The organism is Catellatospora sp. NPDC049111, assembly GCF_040648615.1.
Lineage (GTDB): Bacteria > Actinomycetota > Actinomycetes > Mycobacteriales > Micromonosporaceae > Catellatospora > Catellatospora aurea.
In genome coordinates this window covers 101,400-120,205 of record NZ_JBEZEB010000007.1, presented here as the reverse complement: position 1 = coordinate 120,205, position 18,806 = coordinate 101,400, and the positions used below count along the sequence as shown (strand labels likewise).

General features: G+C 72.1%; 17 protein-coding genes. 12 read left to right on the top strand and 5 right to left on the bottom strand.

Going from position 1 to position 18,806, the window contains the following annotated elements:
* Window positions 1–149: 149 nt before the first annotated feature.
* From AB0B66_RS12915 to AB0B66_RS12890, 6 genes are read left to right on the top strand one after another with little or no spacing between them, the layout of a single operon-like run.
* A complete protein-coding gene (locus AB0B66_RS12915) occupies window positions 150–1,391 on the top strand; it encodes an ABC transporter substrate-binding protein (RefSeq protein WP_360527553.1) in 1,242 nt (413 codons plus the stop codon).
* Window positions 1,388–2,662 carry an amidohydrolase family protein gene (locus tag AB0B66_RS12910; protein WP_360527550.1) on the top strand — a complete coding sequence of 425 codons (1,275 nt, stop codon included), beginning with the start codon at window positions 1,388–1,390 and terminating at the stop codon, window positions 2,660–2,662. Before AB0B66_RS12915 ends, AB0B66_RS12910 begins: the two co-directional genes overlap by 4 nt.
* The gene (locus tag AB0B66_RS12905) at window positions 2,659–3,426 is read left to right on the top strand and encodes an ABC transporter ATP-binding protein (RefSeq protein WP_360527547.1); all 768 of its coding nucleotides are present in this window, start codon (window positions 2,659–2,661) and stop codon (window positions 3,424–3,426) included. The genes AB0B66_RS12910 and AB0B66_RS12905 overlap by 4 nt, the downstream gene beginning before the upstream one ends.
* Window positions 3,423–4,244: an ABC transporter permease gene (locus tag AB0B66_RS12900; RefSeq protein WP_360527544.1), complete on the top strand. Its 822-nt coding sequence runs from the start codon at window positions 3,423–3,425 to the stop codon at window positions 4,242–4,244. The genes AB0B66_RS12905 and AB0B66_RS12900 overlap by 4 nt, the downstream gene beginning before the upstream one ends.
* Before the next feature lie 32 nt (window positions 4,245–4,276).
* A complete protein-coding gene (locus tag AB0B66_RS12895; protein ID WP_360527541.1) occupies window positions 4,277–5,452 on the top strand; it encodes a hypothetical protein in 1,176 nt (391 codons plus the stop codon).
* A gap of 4 nt (window positions 5,453–5,456) precedes the next feature.
* Window positions 5,457–6,845 carry an FAD-binding oxidoreductase gene (locus AB0B66_RS12890; RefSeq protein WP_360527538.1) on the top strand — a complete coding sequence of 463 codons (1,389 nt, stop codon included), beginning with the start codon at window positions 5,457–5,459 and terminating at the stop codon, window positions 6,843–6,845.
* 10 nt (window positions 6,846–6,855) lie between these two features.
* On the opposite strand, the gene AB0B66_RS12885 is transcribed toward AB0B66_RS12890, so the two are convergent.
* Entirely contained in the window at window positions 6,856–7,809 is a 954-nt protein-coding gene (locus AB0B66_RS12885; protein WP_360527535.1) for a helix-turn-helix domain-containing protein, read from the bottom strand.
* 167 nt (window positions 7,810–7,976) lie between these two features.
* Between AB0B66_RS12885 and AB0B66_RS12880 the strand changes: the two genes are divergently transcribed.
* The 4 genes from AB0B66_RS12880 (at window position 7,977) to AB0B66_RS12865 (ending at window position 10,661) form a co-directional block, all read left to right on the top strand.
* Complete coding sequence (locus AB0B66_RS12880; protein WP_360528240.1) at window positions 7,977–8,633, top strand: DJ-1/PfpI family protein; 657 nt, start codon at window positions 7,977–7,979, stop codon at window positions 8,631–8,633.
* Between the two features lie 2 nt (window positions 8,634–8,635).
* On the top strand, window positions 8,636–8,953 hold the full coding sequence (locus AB0B66_RS12875) for a hypothetical protein (protein ID WP_360528237.1): 318 nt from the start codon (window positions 8,636–8,638) through the stop codon (window positions 8,951–8,953).
* A 228-nt stretch (window positions 8,954–9,181) separates the two neighbouring features.
* A complete protein-coding gene (locus tag AB0B66_RS12870; protein WP_360527532.1) occupies window positions 9,182–9,403 on the top strand; it encodes a hypothetical protein in 222 nt (73 codons plus the stop codon).
* Window positions 9,404–9,458: 55 nt separating this feature from the next.
* Entirely contained in the window at window positions 9,459–10,661 is a 1,203-nt protein-coding gene (locus AB0B66_RS12865; protein ID WP_360527529.1) for a cytochrome P450, read from the top strand.
* 12 nt (window positions 10,662–10,673) lie between these two features.
* Here the strand turns inward: AB0B66_RS12865 and AB0B66_RS12860 are convergent, their stop codons facing one another.
* The 3 genes from AB0B66_RS12860 to AB0B66_RS12850 all read right to left on the bottom strand — a co-directional run bounded on the left by AB0B66_RS12860 (window position 10,674) and on the right by AB0B66_RS12850 (window position 15,612).
* On the bottom strand, window positions 10,674–11,711 hold the full coding sequence (locus AB0B66_RS12860; protein WP_360527526.1) for a beta-ketoacyl-ACP synthase III: 1,038 nt from the start codon (window positions 11,709–11,711) through the stop codon (window positions 10,674–10,676).
* A 191-nt stretch (window positions 11,712–11,902) separates the two neighbouring features.
* Complete coding sequence (locus AB0B66_RS12855; RefSeq protein ID WP_360527523.1) at window positions 11,903–14,779, bottom strand: AbfB domain-containing protein; 2,877 nt, start codon at window positions 14,777–14,779, stop codon at window positions 11,903–11,905.
* Window positions 14,780–14,997: 218 nt separating this feature from the next.
* Complete coding sequence (locus tag AB0B66_RS12850; RefSeq protein WP_360527520.1) at window positions 14,998–15,612, bottom strand: hypothetical protein; 615 nt, start codon at window positions 15,610–15,612, stop codon at window positions 14,998–15,000.
* Window positions 15,613–15,795: 183 nt separating this feature from the next.
* Between AB0B66_RS12850 and AB0B66_RS12845 the strand changes: the two genes are divergently transcribed.
* Window positions 15,796–17,055, top strand: coding sequence for a CehA/McbA family metallohydrolase (locus tag AB0B66_RS12845; RefSeq protein WP_360527517.1), 1,260 nt, complete (start codon window positions 15,796–15,798; stop codon window positions 17,053–17,055).
* Window positions 17,056–17,079: 24 nt separating this feature from the next.
* Here AB0B66_RS12845 and AB0B66_RS12840 read toward each other — a convergent pair whose 3' ends face one another.
* Window positions 17,080–17,652: a hypothetical protein gene (locus tag AB0B66_RS12840; RefSeq protein WP_360527514.1), complete on the bottom strand. Its 573-nt coding sequence runs from the start codon at window positions 17,650–17,652 to the stop codon at window positions 17,080–17,082.
* A 162-nt stretch (window positions 17,653–17,814) separates the two neighbouring features.
* Between AB0B66_RS12840 and AB0B66_RS12835 the strand changes: the two genes are divergently transcribed.
* Window positions 17,815–18,801 carry a hypothetical protein gene (locus AB0B66_RS12835; protein WP_360527511.1) on the top strand — a complete coding sequence of 329 codons (987 nt, stop codon included), beginning with the start codon at window positions 17,815–17,817 and terminating at the stop codon, window positions 18,799–18,801.
* Window positions 18,802–18,806: the final 5 nt, after the last annotated feature.

Sequence of the window (18,806 nt, the reverse complement as noted above, 5' to 3'; positions counted from 1 at the left end):
GCTGTGACGCCGCAGCAAGAGGATCCGGGATGAACTTATTTAACGGAACACATACGACGCCAGGGCTTGAAACTCTCAGGCGCGCACGAAAAGATACCCCGGTCCACGATCATCGGCACCGGCTGGTTTCCACATCGGAGCGTGTTTCCATGAATCCGCTGCGCCTGGCGTGCTGCCTGGCCTCGGTCGCCCTGCTGATCGCCGGGTGCACGTCCACCCCGGACACTCCGCATCCGCTGGCCATCGGCGTGCTGGCGCCGCTCAGCGGCCCCGACGCGGGCTGGGGCGTCGACGCCGTGAACGGGGCGCGGCTGGCCGTCGACATCGTCAACGACGCCCACCCCGACCTGCCACTGCCGCTGGCGGCGGGCACCGGCGTGCCGGGCCGGCGCGGCGCGCGGCTGAGCCTGGCCGCCCGGGACACCGCCGGGCATGCCGAGACCATGTCCGCGGCGATGACCGTGCTCGCCGAGCAGGAACACGTGGCGGGGCTGGTGCTGGCGGAGTCCGCCGTCATCGCCGAGTCCGCGGCCAGCCAGGCGCAGCGCCTGCGGGTGCCGCTGCTCGACGCGCGCAGCAGCGACGACTACCTCACCGAACTCGGCATCGACTGGTACTTCCGGATCGGTCCGAGTGACAGCCGGCTCACCGAGGCCGCGTTCGCGCTGCTGGCCCGGCGCGGGGCCGGATCGGGCGGGATCACCCTGATCACCGAGTCCGGGCGGGGCGGCTCCTCGGCGGCCGTGACGAGCCTGCGGGAGCTGGCCCGCCGCGCGGGTGTCCCGGTCACCGCTTCGCTGACGATCAAGGAAGGCGCGACCGACGCGGAGCGGCTGCGGGACCCGCTCGCCGAGAAACCCGAGAACACGGTCGTCGCGTGGACGCAGACCGCGGCCGGGGCGCGCGCCGTCGCCGACGCCGTCGGCGAGACCAAGGGGCGTCCGACGCTGGTCGGCCTCGGCCAGGGCTTCCGGTTCCTGGAACGGCCCGACAGCGGAGCCGCGCTGCTGCGGGCGGTGCCGTGGTCGGCCGACCTCGCCCAGCGCGACCCGACCGCCCGGCTCGTCGCCGAGCTGTACGAGCGCCGTAACGGCAAACCCATGAGCGCGGTCGCCGCCGACGCGTTCACCGCGACGATGGCCCTGGCCTCGGCGGTGGACGCGGCCGGTTCGGCCGACCCGGCCGCGATCCGGACCGCACTGCGCCGCACGTCGCTGTCCGCCGTGCAGCTGATCATGCCGTGGGACGGGGTGCGCTTCGGCGACGACGGCCAGAACCAGTTCGCCGCCGCCGTCGTCGAGCAGTGGCAGGACCGCGCCTACCGGCTGGTGTACCCGATCGAGCTGGCCTCGACCCGGCCCCGGTGGAGCAGCCCGGAGCCGAAGCCGTGACCGGCCTGCCCCTGCTGCTGCGGGACGCGTTGCTCGCCGACGGACGCCGCGTCGACGTGCGGATCCACGGCGCGACGATCGAGCGGGTCGAGCCCGCCGGGACCGTCGACACCGCCGGCGCGCGGGTCGTCGAGCTGGATGGTCAGCTGCTGCTGCCCGCCCCGATGGAGATCCACGCCCACCTGGACAAGGCGCTGAGCACCGACGCCGTGCCCAACCCGGCCGGGGACCTGTTCGGCGCGGTCACCGCGTGGCTGGCGTACCGGCCGTCACTGACCCGTGAGCAGGTCGAGCGCTCGTCCCGCGCGGCCCTGGACTGCTACCTCGGTCACGGCGCGACCGCCGTGCGCACCCACGCCGACCTCGGCGAAGGAATCGGACTGCGGGCGCTGCAGGCGGTGCTCGCGGTGCGGGACGCGGCCGCCGGGCGCTGCGCCGTGCAGGTAACCGCGTTCGCGGCCGTGCCGCTGACCGGCGAGGCCGGGGCCGCCAACCGCGCACTGCTGGCCGAGGCGCTGGCGGCGGGCGCGGACGGGGTCGGGGCGTGCCCGGGGCTCGACCCCGACCCGGCCGGCTGCATCGCGATCTGCCTCGACCTGGCGGCCCGGCACGGAGTCCCGCTGGACCTGCACATCGACGAGTGGCTGCACCCCGAGCCGTGCTCGCTGGAACTGCTGGCCGACGCGGTCATCGCGACCGGTTTCCCACACGGTGTGCTCGCCGGGCACTGCGTCAGCCTCGGCATGATGGACCCCGAGCGCGCCGGGCCGCTCGCCGACAAGGTCGCCCGCGCCGGGATCGCCGTGGCCTGCCTCCCGCAGACCAACCTGTACCTGCAGGGACGCGACCACGACCGGGCCGTGCCGCGCGGGCTGACCGCGCTGCGCACGCTGCGCGCCGCGGGCGTGACGGTCGCCGCGGGCGGCGACAACCTGCAGGACCCGTTCCAGATCCTCGGCCGCGGCGACCCCCTGGAGACGGCAGCGCTGCTGGTGCTGGCCGGCCACGACACCCCCGAGACCGCGTACGACGCGGTCAGCGCCCAGGCCCGGCGCGCCGCCGGGCTGCCTCCCGTCGCCGTCGCCCCGGGTTCGCCGGCCGAACTGCTGGCCGTCCGCGCGGGTTCGCTGCGCGAAGCGCTGGCCACCACCACCGCCCACCGGCTGGTGGTCCACGGCGGGCGGATCGTCGCCCGCACCACGGTCACCCGGCACCACCCGGACGACCACGAGGCACAGATAAGCCCTGCACAGATAGGACGTACCGCGTGACCGACGACGGCATCCCCGCCCTGACGATGGAGGCGGTCGGCGTGCGATATCCCGGCGGCACCCTCGCCCTCGACGGGGTGACCCTGCACCTGGCCGCCGGCGAGTTCACCGCCGTGGTCGGGCCCTCCGGCTGCGGCAAGAGCACCCTGCTGCGGCTGGCCGCCGGGCTACTCGCACCGACCACGGGCACGGTCGCCCGCGCCAGCGAGCGGCTCGGCTTCGTGTTCCAGGACCCGACCCTGCTGCCCTGGCGCAGCGTACGGCGCAACGTCGAACTGGCCGGTGAACTGACCGGTGTGCCCGCGGGCGAGCGCCGCGAACGAGCCGAGGACGCGTTGCGCCGAGTCGGGCTGTCGCACGTCGCCGAAGCGCTGCCCGGCACCCTGTCCGGCGGCATGCGGATGCGGGTCTCGCTGGCCCGCACCCTGACCGGCCGGCCCGACCTGATGCTGTTCGACGAGCCGTTCGGCTCGGTCGACGAGATCACCCGCGGCCGGCTCGGCGACGACCTGCAGGAGCTGTTCGCCGCTGACGCGTTCGCGGGCCTGCTGGTCACCCACTCCGTCGCCGAGGCCGTCTACCTGTCGCAGCGGGTGCTGGTGATGGCCGACCGCCCGGGTCGGCTGGTCGGCGAGGTGGCGGTGCCGCTGCCGTACCCCCGCCTGCCCGAGGTGCGCTTCTCCCCCGCCTTCACCGAGCTGACCTCGCAGGTGACCGCCCTGCTGCAGGGCGGCGCCGCCGACCGGATCGAGGTCGCCGCATGACCCGTGCTCTGACCCGGCAGTCTCGGCGGCTCGTGCCACCCATGGCGGTGGCCGCCATCGTGCTGGCCGCCTGGTACTTCGGCAGCTACGTGCTGATCGACGCCGACCGGCGCTTCCTGCTGCCCGCACCGCACGAGGTCGTCAAGGTCGGCTTCCTGGACCCCGTCAACCTCGCCGAACTGCTGGCCGGGCTGCGGCTGTCGGCCGAGGTCGCGGTGACCGGACTGATCTGCGCGGCGGTGCTCGGCCTGGCGCTGGCGATCCTGATGAGCCAGGCCCGCTGGGTGGAGCGCTCGCTGTATCCGTACGCGGTGGCGCTGCAGACCGTGCCGATCCTGGCCCTGGTGCCGCTGTTCGGGTTCTGGTTCGGGTTCGGGTTCCCGAGTCGGGTGCTGACCTGTGTGCTGATCGCGCTGTTCCCGATCGTGGCGAACTCGCTGTTCGGCCTGCGCTCGGTGGACCCCGCGCTGCACGACCTGTTCACCCTGCACCGCGCCGGGCGGCTGACCCGGCTGGTCAAGCTGCAGCTTCCCGCGGCACTGCCCGCGATCCTCACCGGGCTGCGCATCTCGGCCGGGGCCGCGGTGATCGGCGCGGTCGTCGGCGACTTCTTCTTCCAGCAGGGCGAACCCGGCCTCGGCCAGCTCATCTACGTGTACCCGCGGCGGCTGCAGTCCGAGATGCTCTTCGCCGCGGTGTTCCTGGCCTCGGCGTTCGGCGTCGCCGTCTTCTGGCTGTTCGGCGTGCTGGCCCGCCGGGCCACCGCCTGGCACTCCTCGCAGCAGCGCCGGCCCGACACCGGCGGCGCGGCCCACTGACCCGCTCCCCTCACCCCCCACAAAGGAGATATATGAACGCCCTTCCCGCCTCGCGAAGGCCGCTGCACCGGGCCGGTGCGGCGACCGCGCTGGTCGCGATGCTGCTCGCCGGGGGCTGCCAGTCGGCCGACCCCGCCACGCCGCCCGCGCCCAGCGCGGGCAGCGGCTCCACCGACCTCGCCGCGGTGTGCCCCGCGACCGTGGTGGTCCAGGCGGCGTGGACGCCCGAGGCCGAGCACGGCGCGCTCTACCATCTGCTCGGCCCCACGCCGACCATCGACGCCGCGGCGAAGAAGGTCACCGGCCCGCTGATGGCGGGTGGGCAGAGCACCGGCGTGAACATCGAGATCCGCGCGGGCGGCCCGGCGATCGGTTTCCAGAACGCCGGCGCACAGATGTACGCCGACCCGTCGATCATGCTGGGCCAGGTGGCCACCGACGACGCCATCGGCCTGTCGGCCAAGCAGCCCGTCGTCGCGGTCGTCGCCCCGTTCGACATCGCCCCCTACATGATCATGTGGGACCCCGCGGCGAACCCGGGCTTCAACTCGATCGTCGACATCGGCAAGACCGACACCAAGGTGCTGTTCTTCAACGGCGCGACCTACATGGACTACCTGACCGGCTCGGGCACCCTGCGCCGTGGGCAGGTCGACGGCGCGTACGACGGCAGCCCGACCCGCTTCCTCGCGGAGAAGGGCAAGATCGCCCAGCAGGGCTTCGCCACCAACGAGCCGTTCATCTACGAGAAGGCCCTTCCGCAGTGGAAGAAGCCGGTCAAGTTCCAGCTCATCCACGACACCGGCTACCCGATCTACCCTGAGGCCGTCGTGGTGCGCGCGGACAAGAAGGCCGAGCACGCCGCGTGCCTCAAGCGCCTGGTCCCGATCATCCAGCGCTCGCAGGTGGAGTACGTGAAGGACTTCGCCGCCACCAACGACCTGATCATCAAGCTGAACGACGCGTACAAGGGTTTCCCGTACAGCAAGGAGCAGGCGGCGTTCAGCGTCGAGCAGCAGCTCAAGCTGAAGATCGTCGGCAACGGCGGCAACGCCACCCTGGGCGACTTCGACGTCGACCGGGTCAAGCAGGTCATCGGCATCGTCGGCCCGATCTACGCGGGCCAGCGCAAGGAGGTCAAGGCGGGCCTGACCGCCCAGGACCTGGTGACCAACGAGTTCATCGACCCGGCGATCGGGCTGAGCTGACCTCGTGAGCACCATCGAACCACCACCGCTGGCGCACGTCGCGCAGCGGGCGAGCCGCCGGGCCCCCAGCCCGGCGGCTCTCGCCGCCTTCCTCGACGCGCTCGCCGCGGCCATGCCGGCCGACCGCGTCTCCACCCTGGAGTCGGCGCGCCAGGCCGCCTCCCGCGACGGGGCCTACCTGTCGCCGCTGCTGTCGGCCGTGCTGCCCGACCGCCTCGCCGATGTCGTGGTGCGCCCGCACTCCACCGAGCAGCTCCAGACCGCGGTGCGGCTCGCGCACGCCCACGGCATCCCGGTCGTGCCCCGCGGCCGGGGCACCGGCAACTACGGCCAGGCCGTGCCGCTCGCGGGCGGGCTGGTCGTGGACCTCAGCGACGCCGACCGCGTCCTCGAAACCGGCAACGGCTGGATCCAGGCCCAGGCCGGGGCGACGTTCGTCGCGCTGGAGGCCGCGGCGCGGCGCACCGGTCAGGAGATCGCGATGATGCCGACCACCGTCGGCAGCACCATCGGCGGTTTCCTCGGCGGCGGCGCGGGCGGGCTCGGCTCGATCGAGCACGGCTGGCTCTGGGACGGTTTCGTGCAGGCCCTGGAGGTGGTCGACTGCCCGCCGCAGGACCAACCCCGCCGGGTGTACGGCGCGCAGTGCCTGCCCTACCTGCACGCGTACGGTGTCACCGGGATCATCGCCACCGCCACCGTCAAGCTCGCCCCGGCTCGGGACTGGACCGCGGTGCTCGCCTCGTTCCCCGACGGCGCGGCCGCCACCCAGGCCGGGCTCGGCCTGCTGCGCCTCGACCCGGCACCACGGATGGTGTCGCTGGACGAGCCGGCGCTGACCGCCACGTACCCCACCGACCCGGCATTGCCCGAGGGGCGGCACAGCCTGCGGTCCGTGGTGGACGCCTCGCTCGTGGACGCTGTCGCGGCGCTCGTCGCCGCACACGGCGGGCGGGTCGACAAGGTCGATGCCGACGCGGTGGGTTACGTGTCGACGCTGTCGTTCAACCACGTCACCCTGCGGGCCAAGAAGGCCCGACCCGAGCTGTGCCACCTGCAGGTCGGCGGCGCACCGCTGGTCACCGACCCGGACAAGGTCCGCGCGGCACTGCCCGGCGCGATGCTGCACCTGGACGGCATGCGGCCGTTCCTCGACCCGAACGACCCGACGCGCGGACGCGGCTTCGGCGGCCTGCTGCTGGCCCCGTTCCACGACGCGGCGGCGCTGTACGCCGGCGTCCAGCGGCTGCGCGAACTGGGTGTGCACGTCGTCGACCCGCACACCTGGCTGCTGGAGGGCCCTGCCCTGCCCGGCATCCGCGCCGCCGCGGCCGTCAACGATCCGCAGGGCCTGCTCAATCCCGGCAGGTTCGCGCTGGAGCAGGACGCCTGACCCGGCACGGTCAGACCGGTGTCTGACCGTGCCGGAAGGTTCTGCGGTACTGCTGCGGGCTGGTGCCGACGATCCGTTTGAACCTGTCGCGGAACGCGGTGGACGATCCGAAGCCGACCTGGGCCGCGATCCGGTCGACGGGCGCAGTGGTGGCTTCGAGCAGGTGCTGCGCGCGGCGAATGCGGGCACGCAGCAGCCACTGCAACGGCGTCGTCCCGGTCTGCTCGCGGAAGCGGCGGTTGAGCGACCGGGCGCTCATCCCGGCTCGGGCGGCGATGTCGTCGAGGCTGAGGTCGTCGGCGCAGTTGTCCTCCATCCAGGTGAGGACCGGCTCAAACCGGGAGCCGCGCGGTGTGGGCGGCTGGTCGTGGACGACGAACTGCGCCTGGCCGCCCTCGCGTTCCAGCGGCATGACCGACAGCCGGGCCGCGTCCGCGGCCACCGCGGAGCCGTGGTCGCGGCGGATCAGGTGCAGGCACAGGTCCAGCCCCGCGGCCGCACCCGCCGAGGTGAGCAGCTGCCCGTTGTCGACGTAGAGCACGTCGGGATCGACGTCGATCTGCGGGTGGCGCCGGGCCAGCAGCCCGGCGGCGACCCAGTGGGTGGTGGCGCGCAGGCCGTCGAGCAGCCCGGTCGCGGCGAGGATGAACGCACCCGAACAGATCGAGGCGATCCGGGCTCCTCGGGCGGCCGCGGCCCGCAGGGCGTCCAGCACCTCATCGGGTACGCGGTCGAGGTCCGCGCTGCCCGGCAGGATGATCGTGTCCGCGGTGGCGAGGGCGTCGAGCCCCCACGGCGGCTGCAGGACGAACGCGCCCGCGTCGACGGTGGGCGTCAGGCCGCAGACCCGCACCCGGTAGGGAACCCGGCCGTCGGGCAGGCGCGTCCGGGAGAACACCTCAATGGGCGTGGCCAGGTCGAACGGGATGACCTGGTCGAGGGCGAGCACCGCCACGATGTGCATGGCCGGAACCATAGCGGACGCAGCTTTCTCGCCATCGCGGTGACCTGCAGTTTCGTATCAGGAAACAGTTGGCGAGAACTCGTTGAATGATGGCAGTCCAGCCACTTCTGCCGATCATGAGCGCTGACTAGCGTCGAGGAGTGACCTCGAAAACCTCCGCATCTTCGATGCTCGCCCAGTTCGTCTTGTTCGACGGCTTCGACCCGCTCGACGTCGTCGCGCCTTACGAAGTCCTGGCGGCCGCCGCAGCGGTCACCGACCACAGCGTGGATGTCGAACTCGTCAGCGCCGAAGGCCCGCGCACCGTGCCCAGCGGCCTGGGCCTGCTCACGCTTCAGGCCACGGCCCGGCTCGACCCGGAACGAGCAGACCTGGTCGTCGTCCCGGGAGCGGCCGGGCAGCTGCCCGGCGACGGCGAACCCGCCGACGACAGCATCCCGGTGATCCTCGGCCGTACGCTCGACACCGACCTGCCGGCCCTGCTCGCACAGGCGCTCGACCGCGACGGCGTCACGGTCGCCACCGTGTGCGGCGGGTCGATGATCCTCGCGATGGCGGGCCTGCTGGAGAACCGCCCCGCCACCACCCACCACCTCGGCCTTGATCTGCTCGGCGCGACCGGCGCGGTGCCCGTCGACGCCCGGGTCGTCGATGACGGCGACCTGGTCACCGCCGCCGGAGTCACCTCCGGCCTGGATCTGGGCCTGTACCTGCTCGACCGGGAGTTCGGACCGGAGACGGCGCTCGCGGTGGAGCGGTTGTTCGCCCACGAGCGGCGCGGCACCGTTTGGCGTCGGCCCGCCCTCGCGAAGGCGGCGCTGTGACCATGCCGCAGTCACCGATCGAAGGCACCTGGGAGCTGTCCATCCAGACTCCGCTCGGCCGCCAGCACACCGTGCTCACCCTGTCCCGCTACAACGGCGGGCTGACCGGGACGATGCGCGACGTCCGCCACGGCGAGCAGGTCGAGCTCACCGACCTGGAGCAGCACGGCGCACAGCTCTGCTGGGCGCAGTCGATCACCCGGCCGATGCGGCTGAACCTCGTGTTCGAGGTCGTCGTCGACGGTGACGCGATGACCGGGCAGGCCAAGGCGGGCAGGCTGCCCGCTTCACGGGTGACCGGGCATCGCCTGCCGCCTTGACACGACGACATGGGTACAGATAGATACATGTGACTGTAACCTTGCGTCGATACCGGGGGCACTCAATGCTGCGCGCTTTCTTCGGACGTCACAAGACCGCCTCGACGTGGGCACGCAGCATCCTGCACGACGCGGCCCACGCACTGGGCCTGAAGGTGCTCACCAAACCTGGCCGACCGCCGCGAGACGCCGCGCGCACTGGCCCGAGCGCGCCGCCTCCTGCCACCGGTGCCGCTGCGCCGCCTGCCACCCGCGCACGTCGCGGGAGCCCTGGCCCGGTTCTCCTTCGAGCGGCTGTCCCGGGGACGGCGGCCGGGCGAGGAGGACGTGCACAGCCACTACCGGCGCGGGGTGGCCGGCGACTGGCGCAACCACCTGAACGAGGTGCACCTGAAGGCGATCACCGCGCGGTACGGCGACATCGTGCAGCAGTTCGGCTACTCAACGTGAGTCGCACATCCGACACTGGCCCAATCAATTGATGTCCATCGATAGCATGGGCCGGGTGTCCGCTGCTGCCACGCTCCAGGCCTTGCACACCGAAGAGGGCCGCCGCAACCCGTATCCGCACTACGCCGCACTGCACGCCGCAGGCCCGGTCGCGCCGCTGACCGGCCACTACGCGGCCGTCGTGCACGGCTACGACGCGGTCAGCCGGGTGCTGCGCGATCCGGCCTTCCGCGTCCTGGACGCCGAGCAGCTCGGCTCGCAGCTGCCCACCTGGCACGAGCACCCGTCGCTGACCGTGCTGATGAACTCGATGATGTTCATCAACGGCGAGCAGCACGCGCGCCTGCGCCGCCTGATCACGCGCGAGTTCACCGCCCGCCGGGTCGCCGCCCTGACCGAAACCGTCGAGCAGCAGGTCGACCACCTGCTCGACCGCCTCGCCGAACACGGCGGCGAGGTCGACTTCATCAAGGAGTTCGCCTTCCCGCTGCCCTCCAACGTCATCGGCGAGCTGCTCGGCGTGCCCGCCGAGGACCGCCCCTGGTTCCAGCCCCACGTCTCGGCGATCGGCGCGGTGCTCGACGCGGGCGGTCCCGACAAGTTCGCGGTGGCGGACAAGGCCGCGACCGGGCTCAGCGCGTACTTCACCGAACTGGTCCGGCAGCGGCGGCAGGACCCCCGCGACGACCTGGTGACCCTGCTGTCCGCCGCCGGCGCGGACGACGACCCGCTGACTCACGAGGAGCTGCTGTCGGCGCTGGTGCTGGTGTTCAACGCCGGGTTCGAGACCACGACCCACCTGCTCGGCAACGGACTGGAGGTGCTGCTGCGCCATCCGGACGCGGCACAGCGGCTGCGAGAGCAGCCGGAACTCGCCCCGTCCTACGTCGAGGAGTTCCTGCGCCTGGAAGCTCCGGCGCAGCTGACGACGCGGTGGACCGCGGTGGACGCCGAGATCGACGGCATCGCCGTCCCGGCCGGTTCCTCGGTGCTGGTGCTGTTCGGTGCGGCCAATCGCGACCCGGCGCGGTTCGCCGACCCGGACTCGTTCCGGCCCGAGCGCGCCGACAACGCGCACCTGACCTTCAGCGCGGGCCTGCACTTCTGCCCCGGCGCGCTGCTCACCACCACCGAGGCGCAGATCGCCTTCCCCCGCCTGCTGGCCCGCTTCCCGGGGCTGGCGCTCGCCGGCGAGCCCGCGTACCGCGCCCAGTTGACGCTGCGGGGCCACACGCACCTGCCGGTCACCATTGGATGACGCGACACGGCTCTAGGGCAGGGTCACGACCTGTGCGGCGTACGACAGTCCGGCCCCGAACCCGATGAGCAGCGCCGTACCCCCGCTGGGGGCTTGGCCGTCACGCCGCATCCGTTCCATGGCCAGTGGGACCGAGGCGGCTGAGGTGTTGCCCGCCTGCGCGATGTCGCGGGCCACCGGCACGTCCGCCGGGAGCTTGAGCGCCCTGACCATCGCGTCGATGATGCGGAGGTTGGCCTGGTGCGGGATGAAGGCGTCGAGGTCGTCGACGGTGATCCCGGCAGCCTGCAGCGCCCGCTGCGCCACGGGCACCATCTCGTAGGAGGCCCACCGGAACACCTGCTGGCCGGACATCTGCCAGATGGGCCGCGGCCCGCTCGGGTCGTCGGCGAACGACTTCCAGTCACGGGTCTGGCTGATCACGCCCGCCTGGCTGCCGTCGGCACCCCATACGACCGGGCCGATGCCCGGCCGTTCCGCCGGGCCGATGACCACGGCCCCCGCGCCATCGCCCGGGATGAACGCGGTCGCCCGGTCGTTCTTGTCGATCAGGTCAGTGAGCCGTTCCGCGCCGATCACCAGGACGTACCGGGCGCTGCCGCTGTGGATCATGTCGCGGGCCAGTGCCACACCGTGGCAGAAGCCCGCGCACCCGGCCGACATGTCGAACGCCGCCGCGTTCACCGCGCCGAGTTGGTGGGCGACCTGCGGGGCGAGCGCCGGGGTCTGTTCGAGGTGCGACACCGTAGCCAGGATCACGCAGCCGATGTCGGCCGCGTCGACTCCGGCGTCGGCGAGCGCGGCGGCTGAAGCCTCGACGGACATGAACGCGAGCGTCTCGTCGGGTTCGGCCCAGCGGCGTTCGATGATCCCGGACCGGGTCCGGATCCACTCGTCGGTCGAGTCGATCCAGGTGCAGATCTCCTCGTTGGTGAGGACGCGGCGCGGCCGGTAGCCGCCGAGGCCGAGGATGCGGGCGTGGGACGCCAGGTCCGGAACGATGATCCCGCGTCCGGCCGGTGCGGGCGTCGGCGTCGGCTGTGCTGGCATCGTGTGCGGCTCCTGGCTCGTGGCGGGGGTCTCCCGATGGCGCGGATGGTGATTATCACCGCGTTCGGCGGGTGCCACAGGGGGTGGTGCCGACAGTGTTACCCAGGCGTGACCTCACCGACACCAAGATCCTGAGGTGGGCCGCACGGGGCAGGCGCCGCGACCCGCGCGACGCCCACCCCGTCATCGGGTCACGGTGCCCAGGGTGCGGCTGTCAGCCAGCTGGTGTCGGCGGCGAAGTTCGCCGGGGCGTCGGCGGCCGGCGCACCGCCGTTGCTGCTCACCCACACCTCGCTGTTGTAGTGCCGCAGGTAGCGGTTGGCGAAGTTGTACGACTGCCAGGACAGCCCCGTGCCGCTGTTGCCCGGCTGGGCGCAGAACGTCGCGTCGGCCGCATAGAGCGGCGTGGCGGCGTACGCGTCGAGCCGGATCCGGTAGTCGGAGTGCCGCAGGTAGTAGCCGGGGAAGTTGCGCGACTCGAACGAGTAGCAGGAGTTGTCGGCCAGCCCCGAGACGATCCGGAACGTCGCGTCCTGCTTGACGGTGGCGCTCGACCCACCGGTGACCTGTGCGGTGTAGCCGAGGTAGCCCTGGTGGCGCACGTACCAGTCGGTGAAGCCGGGTGTGGTCGCCTGCAGCGACTGGTACGACCCGGCGGTCATGCGCGCGTCGCTGCGCCACCAGGCCGAGGTGAGCCGCCAGGTGGTGTCCTGGGCCCAGTCGACCGCCGAGTCGCTGGGCAGGCTGCCGCCGTTGCTCGCGATCCACACCTGGTTGGCGTGATGCCGCAGGTAGCGGGTCGGGAAGTTGTACGACCGCAGCGAGACGCCCTGCCCGCTGTTGCCGTCGGCGGCACAGAACGTCGCGTCGGCGGCGAACTGGGCGCTGCCGTCGTTGGCGGCCAGCCGCACCTGGTAGTTGTAGTGCCGCAGGAAGCTGCCCGGGTTGTCCCGCGATTCCAGCGAGTAGCAGCCACTGCCGGCCAGCCCGGCCCGTACCAGGAACGATCCGTTCTTCTTGTCGGCCGCGGCGCTCGCGGCGGTGATGACCGAGGTGACGGCGACGCCGCCGGAGTGGCGTACGGACCGGTCGGTGTAGCCGGGTGTGGTGGCCCGCAGCGACGCGCCCTTGCCGACGGCCAGCAGCGGCGTCGCCGAGCCGGTGGTCGACAGGGTGAGCACGACGACCGAGTGCGCGGGAAAGGTGCGCACGAAGCTCGGCCCGGCCGCGGTGGTCGTGGTGGTGGGCGCGATGGTGTTCGGGGCGGAGATGCTGTTGCGGGCGTTGGGGTCGCCGGTCAGCGTGGTGACCGTCGCGGTGCCGCCGACGCTGCTCGCGCCGTTGATCGTCAGCTGGGTCTCGACGGCGCTCGCCGTCGGGTTGACCACGGTCACGTGGACCGTGCCGGAGACGGCGCGGGTCGCCACGGCGCGCACGTCCGGGGACGCGCCGGTCAGCTGGACCGGCACCACGTGGTCGCCGAGCAGCGTGCCGAACATCTTCTGCACGTGGTACGACGGCGAGCCGTACGACGACACCGCGTTGAAGCCGATCAGGTTCGACGACCATTGCCAGTTGTCCACCGAGGTCAGCGCCGGGGCGTACGCGGCTCCCATGACCAGGTCGGCGTTGCGGACAAGGCCGGTCATGAACGCGGCCTCGGCGATCGCGCCGGACAGAGTGCCGGTGGGGTTGGTGGAGCTGCCGTTGGTGACGCCGTACTCGCCGACGAGCACCTTCGGGCCGTTGCGGTCGGCGCTGTCGTAGCGGGTGGCCAGCCCGGCGAACGCGGCCGGGTCGCCATTGTAGTAGTGGTCGTCGATGACGTCCATGGGCCGCGAGGTCACCGGCATCGACGCGACGATCTGCAGCTGCGGGTACGCCGCCTTGATCGCGTCGTAGAACATCGGGTACCGGTAGCTGTTGTAGCTGCCGCTGCCGTCGAACCAGTCCTCGTTGCCGATCTCGACGTAGCGCAGCGGGAACGGGGCCGGGTGCCCGTCGGCGGCGCGCCGGGCGCCCCAGGTGGTGCCGGTGATGTACTCGATCTCGTCCAGCGCCTCCTGGATGTAGGGCGCGAGCTGGTTCTGCGGGGTGACGCTGCCGTTGAGGGTGTACCCGGCGAACACGCCCAGCAGCGGCTCGGCCCCGGCCTGCTCGGCCATGAGCAGGTAGTTGAGCAGGCCGAAGTGGTCGGTGGACCAGTAACCCCAGGCGTCGTTCTGGTGGCCCGCGCGCTGCTCGACCGCGCCGATGGTGTTCTTCCACGCGAACCGGTTGGCGATCACGTTGCCTTCGAGGTAGTTACCGCCGGGCACCCGGATGAAGCCCGGCTTGGTGTCGGCGAGCTTCTGCTGCAGGTCGGCGCGGATGTTGCCGGTGGGCGCGAAGGTCGGCGCGTTGCACTGCACGACACTCAGCCACAGGGTGCGCCCCGCGCCGGTGCCGTTGGCAGACACGACGAACCGGTTGGCGGTCGACACCGGCGCGGACGCCGAGGTGGTCAGCGTGGCCGTGTACCGCGCCCAGCCGGTGCCGACGGCGCCGACCGACGCGCTCGCGTACACGGTGCCGGTGGTGCTCTCCAGGCTGACCGTGACCGGCCCGAAGGCCTGATCGGCACGGGCGAAGAAGGAGACCTGGTACGTCGTCGACGGGCGCACGCCGACGCCGTAGAACCCGGCGTTGGCGGCCCCGACGCGCTGGCCCGCGCCGTTCGCGCCGATGCTCAGCCGCAGCGAGTTCGGGTTCGCCGCGTTCAGACCGCCCGCGGTGTCCAGGGCGACCGAGCCGCTGCCGCCGCCCGCGGTGAGCAGCGACCAGGAGGAGATGCCGTTCTCCTTCATGGTGGCGTTGCGGACCACGTTGGCGTTGAGTCCGCCCTCGACGGAGTGGTTGATGTCCTCGACGATGTGCCCGAACTGGGTGCTGTTGACGGCTGCCGTGGTGTGGCCGGCGTCGACGGTCAGCCAGGCGGTCGGCGCGGCCACGGCGGGCGTGGCCGGAACGGCGGCCAGCCCGGCGGTGAGGACGACGGCGAGCAGGATGGGCCGTGCTCGATGCTGCATGTGCTCCTCCAGGGACGGTCGGGGGCGATCGCAGCAGCTGCGGTGCGGCTCCCGGCGGCGGGCCGGACGGCCGGATTGTGAGCGATCACATTTACGGCCGTCACTTCTTAACGTGCCCGTACCCGGGAGTCAACAAATTCCGAAACGTTTCGCCGATCCGCTGCCGCCCGTGCCGGACCATGCCGGTCACGGGCGGCGCAGGTGCGCGGAGGCCGCCGTCAGGGAGCGGGCGTGGGCAGGGTCGCGGGCGGCTCGCATACCCCGACCTCGGTCATCCCGTGAATCGAGGAGATCGGCACCAGCGTGCGCGCCTTCGCGGTGATCCGGTTCGCCTGCTGACCCGGATCGGGCAGCACGGTGACATAACCCTCGGGCTCCAGAGAGACCAGCCCGCAGATGATCCCGTGGTCATAGGTGAGCTGGATGAGCTTGCCGGGCGCGGGTGCGGTAGGCGCAAGCCACCCGCCGAGCACGGCGACGCCGACCAGGCCGAGGCCGGTGACGGCGAACCACCGGGCGCTCGCCACGTCGCGCGACGCAGACTCGGCCGCAGGCGCGGCGGCAGTGGCGGTGGCGGTGGCGGTGGCGGTGGCGGCCAGCAGGATCGCGCGCACCAGCAGGGCGAAGCCGGCCAGCAGCAGCGCACCGGCGAGCAACCGCACGGTCCAGTGCAGCGCCGCCAGGTCATCGGGGCCGCGGACGATGAGCGCGGCAGCGAGCAGCGCGGTGACCGCGGTCAGGCCGTTGCGCCAGGCGGCGGCCTGCGTGCGGTCGCCTTCGGGCGACGGGGCGGGGTCGGTGGGGCCGTCGGGGGCGGCCAGTTCTTCGGTCATACGGGTTACCTCGGTTCGGCGGACAGGCGCACCCCGGGCAGGGCGCAGCGATGAGCGTAGATCAATGGGCACGCTCCCATCCAGAGTGTCCCCAGCGGACGGCAACCGATTACACAGATAGATTTCGTTCTTCCGAAACTCCCGGGTACCCACATGTTGCTGATGATCAATTCCACTGTCGCCATGACTCACCACCACGGTCACGACGACGCCGACCACCACCACGGCGCCGACCACACCCACTCCGAGCTGGGCCGGCGTGCCGTGCTCGCGGGGGCCGGCGGGCTGCTGATGCTGGCCGCCGCGCCCGGCTCAACGTACGCGAGCACGACCCCGGTCGCCGCCGGGTCACCCGCCCGGATCACCCCGAAGTCCGGTGCCGCCCGCGCCTCGCAGCTGACCCAGGGCACCCTGCTGGTCCACGCGGACCTGCACAACCACACCCTGATGTCCGACGGTGACGGCAACCCCGACCTTGCTTTCCAGTCCATGCGTGACGCCGGCCTGGACGTGGCGGCGCTGACCGACCACGCGACGCTGTTCAGCATCAGCGGCCTGTCCAAGTCCGAGTGGGACCGCACCGGCGCGCTCGCCGGAGCCGCCGACGACCCGGGCAGCTACACCGCGATCCGCGGCTTCGAGTGGTCGCACCCGACCCTGGGCCACGTCAACGTGTGGGGCACCGCCAACTTCACCGACCTGCTCGCCACGGGCAGCATGAGCAAGCTCTACCACTGGGTCAACGGCGTGGACGGGGTGGCCAGTTTCAACCACCCGGGCCGCGAGGTGCAGCGCTTCAACAACTTCAGCCTGTCGTCGGCGGCCGTCGACAACATGGTCGCGCTGGAGATGTTCAACCGCGGTGACGACTACCTGTTCGACGGCTGGGCCGACCACGGCAGCTCGCCGCTGACCGCCTGCCTCAACGCCGGGTGGCGCACCGGCCTCACCGGCGTGTCCGACGAGCACGGCACGAACTGGGGCCACCCCGAGGGCAAGGGCCGCACCGGCCTGTGGGTCGCGGCGAACACCCGGGCCGGGGTGTTCGAGGCCATGCGGGCCCGCCGCTTCTTCGCCACCCGCGTGTCCGGCCTGCGCCTGGACGCCACCGCGAACGGCGTGCGGATGGGCGGCGTGCTGCCGATCGCGAGCGGCGACGTGGCGTTCTCCGTCGACCTGGACCGCGGCCCGGACTGGGCCGGCAAGCCGCTGCGCATCCAGGTGCTGCGGCCTGGCACGACCGCTCCGGCGGTCGCCGACGTGATCGACGTCGAGGCGGGCGGCGTGTACACCTTCACCGTGCCGATGAACGTCGCCGACGGCAACTGGGTGGTCCTGCGCGTCTCGGACCCGGCCCTGGCCAACCCGAGCCCCGGCCCGGCCGGGCATCCCTGCAACGACTGGGGCGTGGCCTACTCCAGCCCGTGGTGGCTGCAGCCGTAGCCGGCCCGTGCCTGCACGCCGGGGTCAGACGATCCCGGCGTGCAGGTACACCTCGGCGGCGTCGCCGGACTCGTACAGCGCAACCGCCACGTCGACGAGCGCCTCGCCGGACAGCGGCCGGTGCCGCAGCGAGCGGTAACGCCGTTCGGGGTCCTGCGGCCAGCCGAAACCCGCGGTCGTCTTCGCGTCGAACGGCAGGCCGGCCGACTCCGTGCGCTTGCCCGTCAGGAACATGCCGTTGAGCACCAGGAACTGGTTCATGCAGTGCCGGTCGCCGGTGAAGTGCAGGTAGAACGAGTCCGCCTCCCATTCGGCGTACCGGTGGTAGCGCACGCTGCGCGCGGCGCAGTCCGGCAGGCCGAGGTGGTAGCGGTGCAGCGTGCCGGGCAGGTCCTGGGACTGGCTGCCGGGGTACGCGCGCGGGTCGTGCGGTGTGTGCTCACGCGACATCGCGTACCAGAACACCAGCAGGACGATCAGGAGCGAGGCCAGGCCGATGCGCAGCAGGCGACGCCGTGCGCGCGGCCGCCGGTGCCGCGCGCGGCCACCGCCGGGCTGCGTCGCCTGCTCAGCGGACTCCACGTCCAGCACGTCCATCGGCCCCCCAACCGGATCTTGCTGGGGTGACCTTATCGCGCGGCCGCCGCGACGAGCCGCACTTGGCGTGTGCCATGCCGAAGGCACGCGCCCGCCGGTCCGACCGAGCGGACAACGGCCGCAACGGACACGTGTCACACTGGCCGCCACCACCCCGCGATCTTGGAGTACGTGTTGTCCACCAACGACCCCCAGCAGTTCCCCGGAACCGTTCCGAGCAGCGGTTTCCTGCCTCCCGACGACGCGTTCCCGGCCGAGCGGGCCAGCGGGCCCGAGGTGCTGGTCAATCTGCCCGGCGACGGCCTGGCCGGCTGGTCGCGCAAGGTCGTCGGTGTGCTGCGGCGCGGCTGGCAGCAGCAGCTCGCCATCTTCACGATCACGCACGCGCTGCCGAGTTTCGTGCTGTACGCCCTCGCGGTGGTGGGCCTGCTGGCGCTCTGGAACAGCGACGTCGCGCGGGCGGCGGCCGTGGACGACGCCCTGGCCGAGAAGCTCGTCGTGCGCATCCTGATCGTGGTCGGCCTCATGATGCTCATGGCGCTGCCGCTCCGGCTGCTCGGGTACGCGGCGGCGACCTGGTCGGCGGTGCGCCAGGCGGCGGGGCTGCCCGCACAGCTCTCGCGCGCCCTGTGGTTCGGTCTGCGCCGGGTGCCGGTGATGTTCGCCTGGAGCCTGGTCGCCTACGTGCTGACCTTCGTCGTCGTCTTCCTGGTCCTGCTGTGCTTCGCCTCCGCCTTCTCGGTGGCCGGGCTGGTGCCCGCGGTGATCGTGCTCGGCTACCTGATGATGATCACGGGAATGGTCGGGCCGGCGGTCCTGTTCGAACACCGCAGGCCGCTGGTGAGGGCCTTCGACACCGTGAACAACGCGTTCTGGCCCACCGTCGTGCGCCTGGCGGTGCCCGGGGTCGTGCTGTTCCTCGCGTACCGCTACAACCAGGTGATCGACGGTGCGGCCACGATGTCGGGGTTCGCCGGCACGATCGGCGAACGGGCCGGGTTCGCGTTCGCGGCGGTGGCGGCGTCGGCCGCGCTGGAGTTGCCGGTCGCCATGCTGCTGTTTCCGACCGTGCTGGTGACCTACGTCGAGCGCCGTGCGGTGGCCGCGCCGAACCTGCGCACCCCGCACCTGCTGGACGAGCTGGGCTGAGCGGT